The sequence below is a fragment of the Clostridium senegalense JC122 genome, assembly GCF_000285575.1.
GTDB classification, from domain to species: domain Bacteria; phylum Bacillota; class Clostridia; order Clostridiales; family Clostridiaceae; genus Clostridium_J; species Clostridium_J senegalense.
Map to the genome: position 1 here is coordinate 176,686 of NZ_HE611052.1, position 15,281 is coordinate 191,966.

21 protein-coding genes are annotated in these 15,281 nt (G+C 27.1%); all 21 read right to left on the minus strand.

The genetic code is table 11. The annotated features are described in order from the left end of the window. Nucleotides 1–681 precede the first annotated feature (681 nt). Complete coding sequence (locus CSGHG_RS12505) at nt 682–1,242, minus strand: rubredoxin-like domain-containing protein (protein WP_010295822.1); 561 nt, start codon at nt 1,240–1,242, stop codon at nt 682–684. Nucleotides 1,243–1,642: 400 nt separating this feature from the next. Beyond that, nucleotides 1,643–1,819 carry a helix-turn-helix transcriptional regulator gene (locus tag CSGHG_RS12510; protein ID WP_010295824.1) on the minus strand — a complete coding sequence of 59 codons (177 nt, stop codon included), beginning with the start codon at nt 1,817–1,819 and terminating at the stop codon, nt 1,643–1,645. A gap of 200 nt (nt 1,820–2,019) precedes the next feature. Continuing rightward, nucleotides 2,020–2,361, minus strand: a complete 342-nt coding sequence (locus CSGHG_RS12515; RefSeq protein ID WP_010295826.1) for a hypothetical protein — start codon at nt 2,359–2,361, stop codon at nt 2,020–2,022. A gap of 822 nt (nt 2,362–3,183) precedes the next feature. Then, the gene (locus tag CSGHG_RS20765; RefSeq protein WP_010295828.1) at nt 3,184–3,972 is read right to left on the minus strand and encodes an N-acetylmuramoyl-L-alanine amidase; all 789 of its coding nucleotides are present in this window, start codon (nt 3,970–3,972) and stop codon (nt 3,184–3,186) included. Then, the gene (locus CSGHG_RS23720; RefSeq protein WP_010295830.1) at nt 3,969–4,145 is read right to left on the minus strand and encodes a hypothetical protein; all 177 of its coding nucleotides are present in this window, start codon (nt 4,143–4,145) and stop codon (nt 3,969–3,971) included. Before CSGHG_RS23720 ends, CSGHG_RS20765 begins: the two co-directional genes overlap by 4 nt. A 157-nt stretch (nt 4,146–4,302) precedes the next feature. Continuing rightward, nucleotides 4,303–4,758, minus strand: a complete 456-nt coding sequence (gene tnpA, locus CSGHG_RS12535; RefSeq protein WP_010295833.1) for an IS200/IS605 family transposase — start codon at nt 4,756–4,758, stop codon at nt 4,303–4,305. A gap of 131 nt (nt 4,759–4,889) precedes the next feature. Next, a complete protein-coding gene (locus CSGHG_RS12540) occupies nt 4,890–5,096 on the minus strand; it encodes a hemolysin XhlA family protein (protein WP_026022342.1) in 207 nt (68 codons plus the stop codon). A 141-nt stretch (nt 5,097–5,237) separates the two neighbouring features. After that, nucleotides 5,238–5,417: a hypothetical protein gene (locus CSGHG_RS12545; RefSeq protein WP_026022343.1), complete on the minus strand. Its 180-nt coding sequence runs from the start codon at nt 5,415–5,417 to the stop codon at nt 5,238–5,240. Between the two features lie 8 nt (nt 5,418–5,425). After that, nucleotides 5,426–6,283 (minus strand): hypothetical protein, encoded by an 858-nt coding sequence (locus tag CSGHG_RS12550; RefSeq protein ID WP_010295837.1) that lies wholly within the window; start codon nt 6,281–6,283, stop codon nt 5,426–5,428. A 572-nt stretch (nt 6,284–6,855) separates the two neighbouring features. Continuing rightward, nucleotides 6,856–7,347 (minus strand): hypothetical protein, encoded by a 492-nt coding sequence (locus tag CSGHG_RS12555; protein WP_010295839.1) that lies wholly within the window; start codon nt 7,345–7,347, stop codon nt 6,856–6,858. Next, complete coding sequence (locus tag CSGHG_RS12560; protein ID WP_010295841.1) at nt 7,348–7,689, minus strand: hypothetical protein; 342 nt, start codon at nt 7,687–7,689, stop codon at nt 7,348–7,350. 61 nt (nt 7,690–7,750) lie between these two features. Further along, the gene (locus tag CSGHG_RS23725) at nt 7,751–7,918 is read right to left on the minus strand and encodes a CD1375 family protein (RefSeq protein ID WP_162829345.1); all 168 of its coding nucleotides are present in this window, start codon (nt 7,916–7,918) and stop codon (nt 7,751–7,753) included. A gap of 1 nt (nt 7,919) precedes the next feature. Next, on the minus strand, nt 7,920–8,540 hold the full coding sequence (locus CSGHG_RS12570) for a hypothetical protein (RefSeq protein WP_010295843.1): 621 nt from the start codon (nt 8,538–8,540) through the stop codon (nt 7,920–7,922). A 27-nt stretch (nt 8,541–8,567) separates the two neighbouring features. Next, the gene (locus tag CSGHG_RS24315) at nt 8,568–10,202 is read right to left on the minus strand and encodes a phage tail protein (protein ID WP_010295845.1); all 1,635 of its coding nucleotides are present in this window, start codon (nt 10,200–10,202) and stop codon (nt 8,568–8,570) included. Nucleotide 10,203: 1 nt separating this feature from the next. Further along, nucleotides 10,204–10,845 (minus strand): YmfQ family protein, encoded by a 642-nt coding sequence (locus CSGHG_RS12580; protein WP_010295848.1) that lies wholly within the window; start codon nt 10,843–10,845, stop codon nt 10,204–10,206. After that, nucleotides 10,838–11,959, minus strand: a complete 1,122-nt coding sequence (locus CSGHG_RS12585; protein ID WP_010295850.1) for a baseplate J/gp47 family protein — start codon at nt 11,957–11,959, stop codon at nt 10,838–10,840. The genes CSGHG_RS12580 and CSGHG_RS12585 overlap by 8 nt, the downstream gene beginning before the upstream one ends. 4 nt (nt 11,960–11,963) lie before the next feature. Beyond that, nucleotides 11,964–12,401: a DUF2634 domain-containing protein gene (locus CSGHG_RS12590; RefSeq protein ID WP_010295853.1), complete on the minus strand. Its 438-nt coding sequence runs from the start codon at nt 12,399–12,401 to the stop codon at nt 11,964–11,966. Next, a complete protein-coding gene (locus tag CSGHG_RS12595; protein WP_010295856.1) occupies nt 12,394–12,732 on the minus strand; it encodes a hypothetical protein in 339 nt (112 codons plus the stop codon). The genes CSGHG_RS12590 and CSGHG_RS12595 overlap by 8 nt, the downstream gene beginning before the upstream one ends. Continuing rightward, a complete protein-coding gene (locus CSGHG_RS12600) occupies nt 12,722–13,684 on the minus strand; it encodes an XkdQ/YqbQ family protein (protein WP_010295860.1) in 963 nt (320 codons plus the stop codon). The genes CSGHG_RS12595 and CSGHG_RS12600 overlap by 11 nt, the downstream gene beginning before the upstream one ends. 12 nt (nt 13,685–13,696) lie before the next feature. Continuing rightward, nucleotides 13,697–14,377, minus strand: coding sequence for an SH3 domain-containing protein (locus CSGHG_RS12605; RefSeq protein WP_010295863.1), 681 nt, complete (start codon nt 14,375–14,377; stop codon nt 13,697–13,699). 48 nt (nt 14,378–14,425) lie between these two features. Further along, nucleotides 14,426–15,235 (minus strand): tetratricopeptide repeat protein, encoded by an 810-nt coding sequence (locus tag CSGHG_RS12610; protein ID WP_010295868.1) that lies wholly within the window; start codon nt 15,233–15,235, stop codon nt 14,426–14,428. Nucleotides 15,236–15,281 lie beyond the last annotated feature (46 nt).

Consider the following 15,281-nt stretch of genomic DNA (forward strand, 5'->3'; position numbering starts at 1 on the left):
TTAAAGAAGTTATTTTCCATGTATCGCTAGAAGTCAATTTTCAGCAATAGTTGCTTTAAATCTTTACATATATATTATTATACTTTTAAATAAGATTTATCCATCACCTCAAAAATAATTTTACATATAATATTATAAAACTACCTTTATTTAAAATTTCTAAAAATTATTATAGGTTCTCTATTAAGTATAATTAGAATGTTTTAATTATTGTAAAAAAGTAGTATAAGATTATCATAATCTTATACTACTTTCTTAGTTAATCGCTTATAGATATAAATTTTAATGTTTCATCAAAATAAAATTATATTAATAATAATCTTGTGGCTAGGAAAAAGATATTACTAAATATTTTCATTTTAATTATTTATACCCTTATTTTTAATACACAAATATATTTAGTAAAATTTCATTATAATTAACTTTATTCCTAATATATATATAATATTACTAAAGTTTATTTATCACAAAGGTTTTAAATTTATATATTATATAATTAGCACTACTTTTAATAATTATATACAAAATTAGATGTTTAAGTATATATCAATAATATCTTTATATTTAAAATCCTTAGTATGCCTTTTTATACTGAATTATTTATCAAAATTTAAGTTAATACAACTTAAATATTATTATTTTCGTAAATATCATAAACTTATTTAATCTTTTGTATGTTGTTTAAATAATAGCACCTTCCATAAAATTTCTATAAAACATTCCTTCTAAAGCTTTCCCATGTCTAGCTTCGTCTCTACACATATTACTAATAACTTCACATATTTCATCTAAGCCCACTTTTTTAGATAAAATAAATAAATTGTCCTTCCCGTTACAAGTTCCATACTCCTTATCAATACTAGTTTGCAAGTTTTCTTTAACGTCACCCATCAACACTTCTCCTAAAAGTTCTGCAAATTTACTAGCATAATCAGCCTTTTCAAAAGCTATCCTTTTATAAGTATGTGCAATTTCTGGATATCCTTCCTTATCAGCTTGATGTCCCATTACTAAACATGTACCAATATTAATACATTCACAAAAAAAGTTAGCCCGTATCTTTTCTAAAATTAATATATTAGAGTCTTTGCTAATCCCAACTACATGTTCATCGCTCCATACCATACCTTCACTAACTTGCATTATAAAATTGTCTGATGCTGATTTACATAATGGACAAAATTTCAATAATGCTTTCCCTTTATGAATATATCCACATACAGTACAAATAAGTTTTTTCATAGTGATAACCTCCTATAATTGTAGATAGAGTTTTTATAATAATATTATATATTAATTTGAGAAGCATTATCAATAATATTTCATAATATTTTAAATATTATGAAATATTACATTTTAAAGTTGCTAACCTATATAAAATTTAAAGTATGTAATTTAATAACATATATAACACATCATAATATAAAAAACTCCAAAAAAAGATAGCATTAAAATACTATATATTTAATAATGCTATCTTTACCGTAATAATTAAAATTTAAAATGGGCATATATTATATCTATTGATGATATTATATAAATATTACTTAAATAAATCTTATAAATTAAAATATATATTGAAGCTTTTACCAATTAGAAGAGATAATACATGACTTACATGTTATCTCTTCTAAAAGATTTTTTAAAATACATTATATAGAATCCATATTTCATCTGCTTTTTTATTTAATTTTTCAGCTATTGTGAAAGCTAATTCTAGTTTAGAGTTACATATACCGCTTTCCCATTGACAATAAGTTGTATTTGATATTTTAAGCATTTTAGCAAACTCTTTTTGCTCCATCATATATTCTTTCATGTAAATTTCTTTTAATTTATTTTTAAGCGCCGTAACATCACCTCAGTACTATATTATTCAATACTCTAAATTTTATTTTCTTTTATTAAAATAAAAAATAAGCCCATGCGTTTAAACTTAGGCTTTTATTAATCTACTTATTCTAAATTGAATATTGTATAATCAGTACCATTATAGTAAGTTTATATATAATATTTTTATTATATTATATTTTTCATAAAATAATTTAAAGTTAAATTTTGTATACCATATATAGGTGTCTTTTTAAACCACTCAATAAGATCATTATCTTCTTTATTAGTTTCATATATTTTTTTATAATGCATAATGTTATCATATTCATTATCTATAAATATAAATATTTTTTTGAAATCTTTTTCAAAATTCCATGCAATACCTCTAGTACTTTCAAAATCTTTATTCAGCATAAATGAACCATACTTACATGGACTTAGAATTGCGAACCCTGAATTATCATTTAACGCAACATTCATCCAATAAGAATCACCATTATAATAAAATTCTACTGCAGAGCTTCTCATATTAATACCCCCTATAAATTTAATTATTTTCTTTTCTTAGTTTGTCTACTTTGTATTTTGTCTAATATTGCATAATATATTTTTTCACCCATAATATTCTTTCAACTTTCTTTTCTCATAATTACAGATAAAGAGCTTTTAACTGTTTATTTTAATTTCTTGCTATTTTAAAAACATTTCTAATTCCTTTACTTTAGTTTCTAAATTAGCTTTAAACATTTTCCCCATAGCATATCCCCCTTTAAAACCATACATACTATTATTGTACTAGAAAACTGAGTAAAAAAATAGTATGTCAAACCTGAACAAAGGGTAGATTTATGTGTGAAAAAGGTGTGTCAAACTTGTGTCTTTGAATTTTTTTGTATCCATGTTAACACTATACTTTGCCTAGTCATATAATAAGATTGGATGAAATTTTCCCTTATGCTCTTATTGAAAAAAATAAGAACTAGTTTCCAATACAATAAAAGTTTAAGAAAATAGTTTAATTTCAAAACATAACTACATTAACCAATATAAAAAATTATACTAATATTTATTTTATTTCTTTTCAGAAACTTATTTAAAATAATTATATGTTATCATATATTTAGTAAATGTATGATAGAGATCTACAATGTAAAAATTCTAATTCTAAAAGAAACTTTAACTGATTTACAAAATAATAATTTTAATAATAATGAATTAAAACTTATATTAAATAACATAAAAAACACTATTAAATACTCTAAAGAAATTATTAAAAATAAATAAGGCAGTTCAGATTTATTTCTGAACTGCCTTCCTTGAGTGCAATATATTTATTTATATATATTTATTTTAACATAAACCTATTCTTTTAATAACCTTTTTTAATGTATCAAATCTATCTGAACCTTTTAAATATACATTGGCCTTTATATCATCTAATCCACCACCAACTGCATAAACACTTCTTCCTATCCCAACTTTATAATCTTTCTTATGAACTAAAATAGCATCTTGTTTATTTACATTCAACCAATCATTTAAATATTCTGCTGCTCTTTTATCTACATCATTATTATATACAACTACATTTCTATGAGATTTTATTGGATTATTTTCAACCGTTTGACCTGTTAATCCACAAACTATTGCGTTAGCTACTTTTTCAGCATTATAGATATTCATATCTGATTGATTATCACAAAAACATACCTCAACTAACATAGCTTCACAGTTTGTATTTCCTATTACATATAATCCTGAACCATCTTTTATGCCACGATTAGTAAACCCCAATGCAACTAAATTATTTAATATGTTATTTGCCTGTTTATAACTCTTTCTACCATATGTGAACACTTCTGTTCCATGAGCTTGAGAATTAAAACAGTTAAAATGAATAGATACATAAAAATCTAAATTATTATTATTTGCTACTAATACTCTTCTTCCTAAACTATCACTTAAAGATGTACAAGTATCTACTGTACAGTTAATAACTGTATGACCTAACTGTCTAAGTTTTAATATTACTAAATTACCAACTTCTCTAGTTAAATCACTTTCTGGTCTTATCCCTACTGCTCCATAATCATAACTTCCTCTATATTGGGTATGTCCACAATCAATTCCTATTTTCATTCCTTGTCAACTTCCTTTCTATCTTTAGAAAAATAAAAAGCTATAACCATAGTGTATATAGTTATAAACTCTGTATTTAAAGTATTTCTGACAGCCATAATGCTAAACACTATTGTCATAACTATAGCTATTATCCATCTAGCACTAGTTATTTTTCTTAAAATCCTATCCATAATAAAACCCCCTATTTAAATTTTATTATTGCACCTAAAATCCCTAAAGTCATGACCACCCGTAAAACGGGTGGCTTGCTCAAGCCCTATAAGGGCGTATTACTTCCAACACCTAAATGGTGTTAGCTTTCATTTCATTCAAGCCATTGTGGACTGATTACTTAACTATACCCTTAAAAGGGTTTTCTAATTCTTTTGTTGTAATCTTATCCATCATTTGATCATACTTTTCTTGTTCTCTTATATATTTTGCTATTGTTTTTTCATTTAAACCTACAGTACTCACATAATAGCCATCTGCCCAAAAGTGTCTATTTCCAAATTTATATTTTAAACTTGAATGTCTATCAAATATCATCATTGCACTTTTCCCTTTAAGATATCCCATAAAACTTGATACACTTATCTTTGGTGGAATTGATACTAAGATATGTATATGATCTGGCATCATATGTCCTTCTAATATTTCTACGCCCTTCCATTTACATAAATCTTTTATTATTTCCTTTATATCTTCTCTTAACTTATAATATATTATTTTTCTTCTATATTTTGGTGTGAATACTATATGATACTTGCACATCCACTTTGTATGTGCTAAACTTTGTGCCATGGAGCATCATCCTTTCTGTTATTTTAGTGGCTTGAACAATCACTATTATAACAAAAGTATGATGCTCTTTCTTAAGAACTTAATCTCACCCGCATAGCGGGCGGTTTTTAGTTTCGGGCATTATCACGCCCTCAACATGTTAAAACAATAATAATAGCTCCAGCGATTGTACGCCAGAGCCACTTTTGATTATCTTTCATTTCTGATATATCTTTTTCATTTTGACAAGCCTTATTATAGGCTATATCTGCTTTTTCTCTTGTACTGTTATATCCGTCTATCTTCGTCTCTATTCTTACTATCCTTTCTAGTATTTCTTGTTGTATATTAGACTCCACTTTTCCACCTTCCTTTATATAAATATTAGTTATAAAAAATATTTGTTTATTATTATTCAAAATAATTAACTTTAAAATAAATTGTTCTATAAAACAAGAAAAGATTAAAGCCACAAGTGTAAACTCTAATCTTTTCTTATCTTATTTTTTATTTAACTTTTCCAATATGATTAATGTACATAATATTATTGTAAAATGGATAGACAATGTTAATATAATTATTTCTCCATTCTTACCTGCGAATATAGTGCCTAAACCATATATAAATGTCATTAAAACTACTATTGATAGTATTAATGAAATAATAATTTTTTTAAACATAAATTTTATTACCTACTTACATGTACTGAGCCACTATGCTCTTCTCTAGCATTAGTAAGTCCAAAACTTGGTTTTCCCTCTGAATCAAATGAAGGTTCATCACCAATTGCTATATAGGAATGTCCATAAGATGTATATATTCTACCTCTTATGCTACCAGTATTTGAAAATTCAACTGGTGCACATAGCATTCCTCTAAATGAATCATGCGCAAACAATTCAGAATCTCCCGGAAGTTTAACTGTAGCTGCAACTCCATTACCAAACTCACTTACAGATGTTCCTAGTTTAGTAGTACACCAAACACCTGAATTTGTTTCTCTATATCTAAATTCAGAAATTATTGGATTATTTGCATGACTCCTTGCTATTAACATTTCTGATGATACATATATTCCATTTAAATCATTAATTCTGAATATAGGATTTGTTTGCCATTCCCAAAAGCTACAAGCTTGATATTCTCCATATATAGCAGTTGAATAGACCTGTAAATCTAATCTAAGCCAACTACAACTTTCATTAGGCTCAAATGGTCCAATATCTCTTGTTGTTATACTTTCTTTTTGTCTCTCTTTAATATACTCTTCTTTAGTAAAAGCTTCAGATGTAAAATCTGATTCAGTAGCTAAACGCATATTAATATTATCATTTTTGGGTGTATATTTAATATACATTTCATCATTTCCAACTAGTTCTTTTAACTCTCCATTATCTAGTTGTTCCTTAATTGTTGGAAACCTTTCCTCCCAATAAATTGTTGAACTATCTTTCTTTACACTTTCTTGAGTTTCAGCCGCAAATGCAGTTGCTCCAGGTGATATTATACATAATGATAATAACACACTAATTACTTTTTTAAACATAAGTATCCCCCTATTTCAAATTTGTTTTTCATTTTATTATGATTAAATTATAATTATATCTGTAACATTTGTCAAATTTTATACTTTTTTAATATATATTACATTTTTTATAGTTCAATTAAATAAAATATGTATTTTTTTGTATTTTATTCTTGTTATATTATAATTTTATTTAATATTGTTTATTTTTCAATAATTCTATAAAATTATAATATTTTATTTTTTCAAATTATAAAAATGTATTTTTGTGTTTTCTATAATCATTCAAATAAAAAAACTACATTCTCCTACTCTATTGCTTTATAATTTATTTCATCTTATCTTTTGTTATATAAAAATAGACAAAATAAAAAGACTAAATCTTTAGTCCCTATTTTGCCTTAATTAATATTTAATTTATTGTAAAAATGTTATTAGTTTTATATTTGCAAGTTATCACTTCCTATTTTTATTATTGTCCGTTGTAAATATCTGCACCATTTTATTTTTGTATTGTAAAATTTAGAAAAACCTATATAAATATAATTTCTAAAATTGTTTTAAGATATATGTTTTTTTCCATTTTACCTTGTTTATTTTATTGTATAACATTCATATTCTAATCTTGTCCTTAAATCATCTGTGCCTCCATCTTTTATTCCTCCTGTAATAACTAAATCAGAATATGAAGTCACGAAATTTTTTCTAAATATAGATTCTGTTATGTTTTGGTCTCTTTTTTCATACACTACAGTTATAATCATAGATGTATCACTAATTTTACTCGCTATTATATTTAAAGGATTTATATATAACTCCGTAGAATTATTTCTATCATAATAGCTAAATATCTCTATGCCATTTATCGCAATAAATATTTGGTTTGTATCTCTACTAGTATTAGGATAACTAAATTCAAATATTCTATCTCTTATAGAACTTTGGGCATAAGGATATATAGTTACACTTTGAAACGGTTTTTCGATTTTTAATATATTAACATTATTTTTGCCCCAAAATATTCTATCTTCTGTTTTCCTAGTATAAATATTAGAAGTATCAACATTAACTCTACCTATTGCCATTTATATCACCTCATTTATTATTTTAATAGTGACATAAAAATTTTGTGGTATTTCCTTAGCAAACATAAGAAAATAATTATCATCTCTACTAAGTGTCGAAGGTGCTAAAGGTGAGGCTTGTGTTAAATATCCTAAATCCACATTTACATCAACAACTGAATTTGAATTAATTTGATTCGGAGTACTCATTGTATATTTAAACTCATAAGGGAAAGCAGTTGAATAAGAAGACGTTACCCATTTTGATGATTCTATTAAAATATTTTTTTTAATAATTATGCTTTGTTTTATTTTATCATCAAAACTTTTTTCTTTCTGTAAGAGTTCACTTTTTCTTTTCATTTTATTTATCACCTCATTTTTTGCAATAAAAAAAGACTTTGGAAGTCTATAAATTAGTTATTTAAGCTGTAACTATTGATTGACCTTCTGTAGCTAAATATTCTGCTACTGCTAAAGCATAATCTTCAGGTACTATAGGTTTATTTTCACCTTCAATTGCTTCTAAGTTCCATTTACCTGCTTTAACTAATATTCCATAAGATACGATTAAATATTTTTTTAATTCCATGTTATTTACCCTCTTTCATTTTATTTATTTCTTGTTTTAACATTGTTATTTCACTATTTAAATCAATTATAGCCTCTGCCATAGCTATCTTTTCTTCATCTATAGGTTCATCTTTTACTACGGATTCTTTATAAGAATAAACCTGTATTTTTTCTTTAGTTGTAAGCCCTTCACATTCAGCTTGTACAGTTATTTCAATATCTTCATCTACTTTAGGTATAGTTAATATATTATTCTCTATAGAACCATACGTAGTTGTTAATTTATTTTCTTTATAAAAATTATCACCATACTGATCCGTAGCTACTACATTAATTTCTATTGTTTCACTCTCTTGATTTTCTTTAAATTCAATATGCTTTTTATCTAAACTTAAATTAATTTTATTACATATAGGTATTTCAGGAATAAATTCTTCTCCTGTTCCCTCTGTTGTAATTAAATGTTCTTCTAAAGTCCTTTCATATTCAATAGCATCTTTACATTGCATATATGCTCGTTGCAACAATTGATTCTTAGATAAAGCTTTATCATATTTTATTACAGAATATACAACAAAATTATCTTCTTTAAAACCCACCGTAAGCACATTATCATCTATACCATACTTGACTACTTGCATTAAGGTTGCACCTCCTATTCATAATTGTTAACTGTTTTTCCATGCCACTATTCTCAAATAGTTCTTTGGTATTATAGCATTTGACCATGAAGTCTCTATAGCTACAATTGTGTTTGGTGTATAGTTAAATTCATATTCAAAGTATCCAAGATACTCACTAGCTCCAACTACTCCGGGTTTATCGTACACAGCAAATGAAAATCGCAATTTAGCTTTTGTCCCACTTCTTTCGATATACAAAAATACAGGACGTATCGAAGCGTATGAAGAGGTACGCGTGCTCATCAAACTTTGCCTTGTTCCATTAATAATTAGATACCAATAAACATCACCACTTTCATACTTATAGTTTAGCTCTGTCTCAGAAGTCAAGACTTTATGATATGTTTCTTCATCCTTATATACATTTAAAGGAATAGCAGTTACAACATCATACTCTCGATTAATATTTATCAATTCAACTTTTGTACCACTTTGTAAATTCTTTATCTCATTATAAAATGTTTTCCCAATACTACTCTTCATAAAAAAATTGCTACCTACCCTCACTAATGATAAGGGTTTATTGGCTTTTATTTCTCCAGCTTTTATATCGCTTCCATCTTGTTTAAGAATAGTTGTAACTCCTAATCCATTTACATTTAACTTTGGATTATCTCCACAATCAACGTGCGGTATTATGGTTACATTTAATCCATCTACATAACTTGTAGGTGCAGGATTTAACGTAACGTTGTATATGGTACTTGTGCCTGTTGTCTTAGCAAATCCATTATTAGAAACATAATCCTTTCTAAAATTATCAAAATCACTTTTAGGAAGTTTGTCGCTAACTTCTTTTACCTTTTCTACAATTTGTGGATTGAGTTTATCCTCAGTTATACTACCTTCAGGTATAAGGCCAACATCTATATGCTCTACTTTATTTTTAATATTTTTGTGTAAAGCAATATCAAACTCATCACCTGTTTGCCATAAAATTTCTTCATCTATATTTTCTATTTCCGTATCAGATGACGCTATTTTATAGTTAACATCTTTAGTTAACAACCTACCATTCATATGGACTTCTAAATCATCTTCATTAAATGGATTAAATTCTTGTATACCTATGGGTATTATTTTTGTATCTTTTTCTAATTTAGAATAAGAACGTAATGTAACTGCCTTTCCATCTAAATTATTTATTTTATTTTTTAGATTTTCTATATCCTCTTTTGTAGCAGTAATAACATTAGGATTTACTTTTAAAGTTACATTTTCAGTATTACTAACTTCTAATATTATTTTAATTCTTAATTCTTTTGTTGCTCCATCATCTATTATTGGCTTATATGTTTCAGGGTACTTAGCTATTAGTATTAAATTACCTTCATCATCTAGCCCTCCTACTTCTCTAATAGTAAAACCACCAACATTACTAGGAATAACTGTTTCTATTTTAATCCAATTAGGATTTTGTTCATCTACAGTTATTAATTGAATATTTCCTCTCCAAACCTCATTTGTTAGATGTTCTTGATCCTCTGTAGGATTATAATAGTTTCCATTTCCATCACCTACAACTAATGTTGTAAGATTTATTTTCTTACCAAACACATTTGCATTTGCTAGTTTAGCTTTTCCTATGTTTGTTAAAAGCGTGTAAAATTGTTGAGCCATATTATCTCTCCTTTCTAGGATATATAACTATATCTTCTACTCCTGAATTGTGTCCTAATGATATATTTAGTTTTCCCCTTGATTCTATTTCTCTTGGTGACCACGGATATACTGTAACCTCTTCCCCATTAATAATTGAAGAAGCTACAAAAACTTTATTTTGATTTATTGATGTAAGTTTATATCTAACTCCCAAATGAGAAGGTTTTATTCTAATTATTTCTTTATATAGTTCTTTTAAATCTATAGGAAAACCATTATTACTAACTAGATCTATTTCAAATACATAAGGTGCTACATCTTCTATAATATCTATTTTAGCTTTAGTGTAATTTGAAATTACAGTAGCCATCTGTTGAGGATTTATTATTTTATTCTTACTCTGTAACCTTGAAATTACTTTAGCCCTTCTTATATCTATATTTTCATTTATATTACTTGGTATATTCAATCTTTTTTCCCATATAGTAAGTCCCCACGTAGCAGTTTGTGGAAAGAATTGTTTTAAAATTTCATCTGTCATATCTATACTTGTATCAAGTTCCACACCTATTAATTCATAGATTTTTTTCATTAATTTATTATTCTCATACACTGGTGATACACTTGAGTACATTTCTTGTGCTTTAATTGATTTAAACATTAATAACATCCCCTATAACAGCTACTTGGTCCACTAATGTTATATTACTAACTTCATCATTTATTTTTAATTCTGTAAAATCCTCTATGCCTTCATTTGTAAGTATATAAGAGCCTACAATTGAATAAATGGCATTATAATTAACTACCCCATTAATTTTTATTTTCTTTAAATAATTAGCAATTTTATTTTTTATATCGTTTAATATTATTTCTGTACTATAATTGTTGCTAAATTTAAAGCTTGCTTGGACATTAATTTTTAAAATACTTGGTGTACTTATAGTAACTTTAGCACCTACAGGAGCTTTACCCCTTCTATTCTCCCCTTCTCTTTTATCCGGATAAATATATTCCTTAACTCTTTTTAATAAATCTTCATTAGCTATTTGATAATTTTTATCTAAAATTAAAAGCTTAACGGTACCTGGACCATTACATTCTTCTATAACATACGCTTGGCCAACTCCATCTACTTCCTTTGCCCAACGTTCATAGTCACTATCTGAACCACTTAAAAAGTCATTTTGCTCAGCTTCCATAATTCTCTGTCTAAAATGTTCTTCATCTTCAATGTCTGTTCCACCTATAAGATCATCTTCATTTATTACCTCTTTTATGCCGTTTATTTGACTTACTAAAATGGTTATTGTATGTGCTTTAACATTACCTATAATACCAGGTATTAAACACCTTATTTTAACAACTACTTCTCCTGTTTCATTTACTTGGGCTGATTCTATTGTTTCAAACTCAATAGATTCTTTTACATCATCCGAAATAGTTGAAATTATAGACTTATTAGGAATAAAAGTATTAGGATTTCCTTTGAATTTTATATAACCCATTGATTTAGTAGGAGGATTTTTAAATATTCCTCTATATTCTCCTATATATTCAAGGTGTTTCCCTGTTGCACTTTGAGGAAATGCCATTTTAAAAACGCTTTGCATATCTATATTTTTTAGTCTAGATATCTCTTCAGCACTCGGTCTAGTTGCGTCCCAAAATACATCCCCTTCTAGTATATTTATATTTTTAGGTGCTTTACTAAGCATTCTAGCGTGAATATCTTCTGTAGTTTCTTTTAAAATATCCGGAATACTTATTTCCATTTAATCACCCCACTTTTTCAGTATTTGTAAGCTCTTTGCTTTGTCCATCTAAAGTTGTAACTTCATATGTGTAATAAACTTCGCCATTTCTCCAATCAAAAGAAAAAGAGCTTACATCTTGAGTAAATGGATGAACCATTAAAGCTTCTCGTGTAACTCTCTTAATCTCAAGCTCAACCGCTTTCTTATCCAAGCTAGAACCTATAATATCTTTACCATATAAACTTGAATATGCTGCATACTTATATCTTGCTGTCATTAAAGCTTTCTGACACCATTGTATATAGCTATCGAACTCGTTTAGTAACTTAATGCTACCATCTGGATTTTTAATAAACTCCCCAGTTTCAAAATTAATAGCATATGTTTTTTTTAGTTCTATTGGTGTATCTTCTTTTAAAGTAACTTCTTCTAGACTTCCATCTGGAAATAAATCAGGCATGCATTTTCACTCTCCCAACTATTACACATTCATTTCCTACTTGTGCAACCAATACTCTATCTCCTACTTTCAGCTTCTTAAGATTAGAAGGGGTTTTAAGTGTATGACTATGTGGGTGTTCTCCAGCTGATTGGGTAGTATATTCATTTTCTAATTCTAAATAGTCTAAAACTAAATAATCATTAATTTTATATTTAAAATTATCCAATTTCAAACCTGTTGTTGTTAATGTTCCTAAAGTAAGTCCAATTCCATATAATGCATCCTTAACAAATTTATTTGTTTTAGAATCAAAAACTCTTGCTACCTCTTCAAATATATTATTTTCCATAGAATTTCTTTTTAACTCCTTCCCAATCCATTAATGTTAAATCCATACTACCTTTACCACCTAATGTATGTGTAATATCTGTAACATAATAACGGGTACCATATAAACTAGCTACATCTCCAGCTCTGAGAGTATTTATATCTTGTACACAACTTACATCTATACTATTTTCTCCTCCTGAAAATAAAGAATTTGCTTTGTTTTGCGCGTTAGCATAGTTTTGAACCTTATCATCTTGTACAATTTTTTGTATTGCCCCATAAGCCTCTGTGTTCTTTTTAAATATTCCTATAATGGGGGACTTAGTATCATCCTTATCATTTTTGCCTAAAGCTTTAACTTGCGTTACTGCACCGCTTAAACTGCTCTTAGGTTGCACATCATCTAAAATACTATCTAACCTATAAACTATACTATTACTTCCTAATTTAATTAGATTTAATTTAGTCTCCATCCTAAATTTAAATAACCCACCGCCCTTTTGAGCTGTTTCTTTAAGGTCCTTCCACATCATACCGTAAATAGATTCTTTTCTTCTATCCTTAGATAAACCAACTTTAGTATTAGCAAAAGTACCTATAGGAATATTCCACTCTTTACACAATAATGTAGCCCTCTGAGTAGCAGTTTGACCATTTAAACATAGAAATTCATCTTCGGATTCTTCTATGTAAACAGTCCTTTCTTTACATGTTATACTCATTTTTTTAGTTTTTCTTGACTTATTTACATCCCAAACTATACCACTAAATATTTTAACTTTATTCTTAGTATTAAAAGCATAATCATATAGCTCTATACTCTGTCCTTTAGAAACACCCATGCTTTCAAATTCCTTTGTATTTATTAAAGATAGATTTAATGTATAAGCTATACCATCTATACTTTCTTTAAGTGTTCCACTCTCTGCAGTTAATGTAATTTTATATTTATTCCTTAATATTAATTCCATAACTAAACCCTCTTATTTTGTAACATAGTCGGAGCAAATCCAACCGCCATGGTTACCATAGAATACATCTAACCAGTTACCTTGTGCTCTCCAAACTTTTAATTTAGTTCCATTAGAAACAGAACCTATAATTCCGTTATTTGTACCCGGACCATTTCTAACATTAAGTACATCTGCAGTAACTCTAACTATATCATTGCGATTAAACTTTCCTGATTGAGTAGATCTATTGTTTTTAAGAGAACTAGAACTACTAGATTGAGTATTTAGTGTTTCGATTTTTATATCTCTATGAGTTCTAAAAGAAATACTAATATATTTATCACCTATTTCTCCCGCTCTATCTTCAACTGTTAATGAATTTATATTTACTAATTCATTAAAATTTAAGTCAGTTATTATCAATCTTGATGAAGCTATAGAGTTTTTCCATTTCTGTAAAAGCTCTATAGCTTCATCAGGTGTAGGGATATCTATATATCTGCAAAAAGATTCATCGTATTTTTCTGGGAAAAATGTATCAAAGCTTAATTCTGTTATTTTTTTACCCTTATCAGGGATATCAACTTCTCCAAAGTCCAAAATTTCTACTGTTAAGTACTTTTTTTCACTTTGAATACAGATTTTTTCTAACGGATTAACAGGAAAATGAAAAGTATCATTATCCTTTTTTAAATATATATCTATACCCATCACTCCTTTATAACTAAAAAAGAACCGCATAAGCGATTCTTTTAATTACTATTCAAATTTTGCTAAATTTGTCTTAGCATATTCATTCTTATCATCAAATTTAACTGCCTGTTTATAATATTCCTTGGCTTTTTCAATCCTATTTGTATTTTCATAAATTAATCCTAACATATTATAACCAAGTGATTTACCCTCTTTTGTTTCTTCTTTTCCCAAATAGGTATCTATGGCTTTTGTCGCTTCATCATATCTACCTAACATGAAATAGGAATATGATAATGAATAATATACTTCTTTATACCCTGGATCATTTTCCAAGGCCTCATTAAATAAAGAAACTGCCTTATTTAAATCTTTTTCTTTTCCACCTTTGCCATCTGAATACATTGAAGCTAATACAGCTAATTCTTTACTAATATTTTGTTTTCCAGTTTCCTCACCACGATATATTTTCCATTCATTATTTTCATTTACTACATACCTTATAGATTCTATAACTTTTTCCTTATCTTCAAGTAAGTCGTTTATGTTTTCTTTTACATTAAACTCATATATATTTTTAAATTCTATATCATCTACAGATTTTTTATTAAAATTTTTATTTTCTTCTATTTCAACATTATTTAACGTTGAAGATTCATTTCCAACTTCCACCCACTTTATAAAGTCTTCCTTTTTAAAATTATCCTTACTTTTTTGTGACAATTTTCCGTAAGCTTTTTCTGCATTTCCTTCTTTTATATCTGTATAGTAATCATTTAGAACATCCTTAGGATTGCCACTAGGTTTACATCCCACTAATAAAAATAGTGTACATATAATTACTGATAACATAATAATTGTTTTATTCTTTTTCATAATTCTCTCCCCTTAAAACTGTTTAACAAGAATATTTTAACATATA

What these genes read in the sequence shown, in the direction of transcription:
- CSGHG_RS12595 (WP_010295856.1), bottom strand. Translation starts at nt 12,732, where the DNA reads ATGGAAAATAATATATTTGAAGAGGTAGCAAGAGTTTTTGATTCTAAA.
- CSGHG_RS12610 (WP_010295868.1), bottom strand. Translation starts at nt 15,235, where the DNA reads ATGAAAAAGAATAAAACAATTATTATGTTATCAGTAATTATATGTACA.
- CSGHG_RS12555 (WP_010295839.1), bottom strand. Translation starts at nt 7,347, where the DNA reads ATGGCAATAGGTAGAGTTAATGTTGATACTTCTAATATTTATACTAGG.
- CSGHG_RS20765 (WP_010295828.1), bottom strand. Translation starts at nt 3,972, where the DNA reads ATGAAAATAGGAATTGATTGTGGACATACCCAATATAGAGGAAGTTAT.
- CSGHG_RS12550 (WP_010295837.1), bottom strand. Translation starts at nt 6,283, where the DNA reads ATGTTTAAAAAAGTAATTAGTGTGTTATTATCATTATGTATAATATCA.
- CSGHG_RS24315 (WP_010295845.1), bottom strand. Translation starts at nt 10,202, where the DNA reads ATGGCTCAACAATTTTACACGCTTTTAACAAACATAGGAAAAGCTAAA.
- CSGHG_RS12570 (WP_010295843.1), bottom strand. Translation starts at nt 8,540, where the DNA reads ATGCAAGTAGTCAAGTATGGTATAGATGATAATGTGCTTACGGTGGGT.
- CSGHG_RS12515 (WP_010295826.1), bottom strand. Translation starts at nt 2,361, where the DNA reads ATGAGAAGCTCTGCAGTAGAATTTTATTATAATGGTGATTCTTATTGG.
- CSGHG_RS12600 (WP_010295860.1), bottom strand. Translation starts at nt 13,684, where the DNA reads ATGGAATTAATATTAAGGAATAAATATAAAATTACATTAACTGCAGAG.
- CSGHG_RS23725 (WP_162829345.1), bottom strand. Translation starts at nt 7,918, where the DNA reads ATGGAATTAAAAAAATATTTAATCGTATCTTATGGAATATTAGTTAAA.
- CSGHG_RS12505 (WP_010295822.1), bottom strand. Translation starts at nt 1,242, where the DNA reads ATGAAAAAACTTATTTGTACTGTATGTGGATATATTCATAAAGGGAAA.
- tnpA (WP_010295833.1), bottom strand. Translation starts at nt 4,758, where the DNA reads ATGGCACAAAGTTTAGCACATACAAAGTGGATGTGCAAGTATCATATA.
- CSGHG_RS23720 (WP_010295830.1), bottom strand. Translation starts at nt 4,145, where the DNA reads ATGGATAGGATTTTAAGAAAAATAACTAGTGCTAGATGGATAATAGCT.
- CSGHG_RS12585 (WP_010295850.1), bottom strand. Translation starts at nt 11,959, where the DNA reads ATGGAAATAAGTATTCCGGATATTTTAAAAGAAACTACAGAAGATATT.
- CSGHG_RS12590 (WP_010295853.1), bottom strand. Translation starts at nt 12,401, where the DNA reads ATGCCTGATTTATTTCCAGATGGAAGTCTAGAAGAAGTTACTTTAAAA.
- CSGHG_RS12545 (WP_026022343.1), bottom strand. Translation starts at nt 5,417, where the DNA reads ATGTTTAAAAAAATTATTATTTCATTAATACTATCAATAGTAGTTTTA.
- CSGHG_RS12560 (WP_010295841.1), bottom strand. Translation starts at nt 7,689, where the DNA reads ATGAAAAGAAAAAGTGAACTCTTACAGAAAGAAAAAAGTTTTGATGAT.
- CSGHG_RS12510 (WP_010295824.1), bottom strand. Translation starts at nt 1,819, where the DNA reads ATGAAAGAATATATGATGGAGCAAAAAGAGTTTGCTAAAATGCTTAAA.
- CSGHG_RS12580 (WP_010295848.1), bottom strand. Translation starts at nt 10,845, where the DNA reads ATGTTTAAATCAATTAAAGCACAAGAAATGTACTCAAGTGTATCACCA.
- CSGHG_RS12605 (WP_010295863.1), bottom strand. Translation starts at nt 14,377, where the DNA reads ATGGGTATAGATATATATTTAAAAAAGGATAATGATACTTTTCATTTT.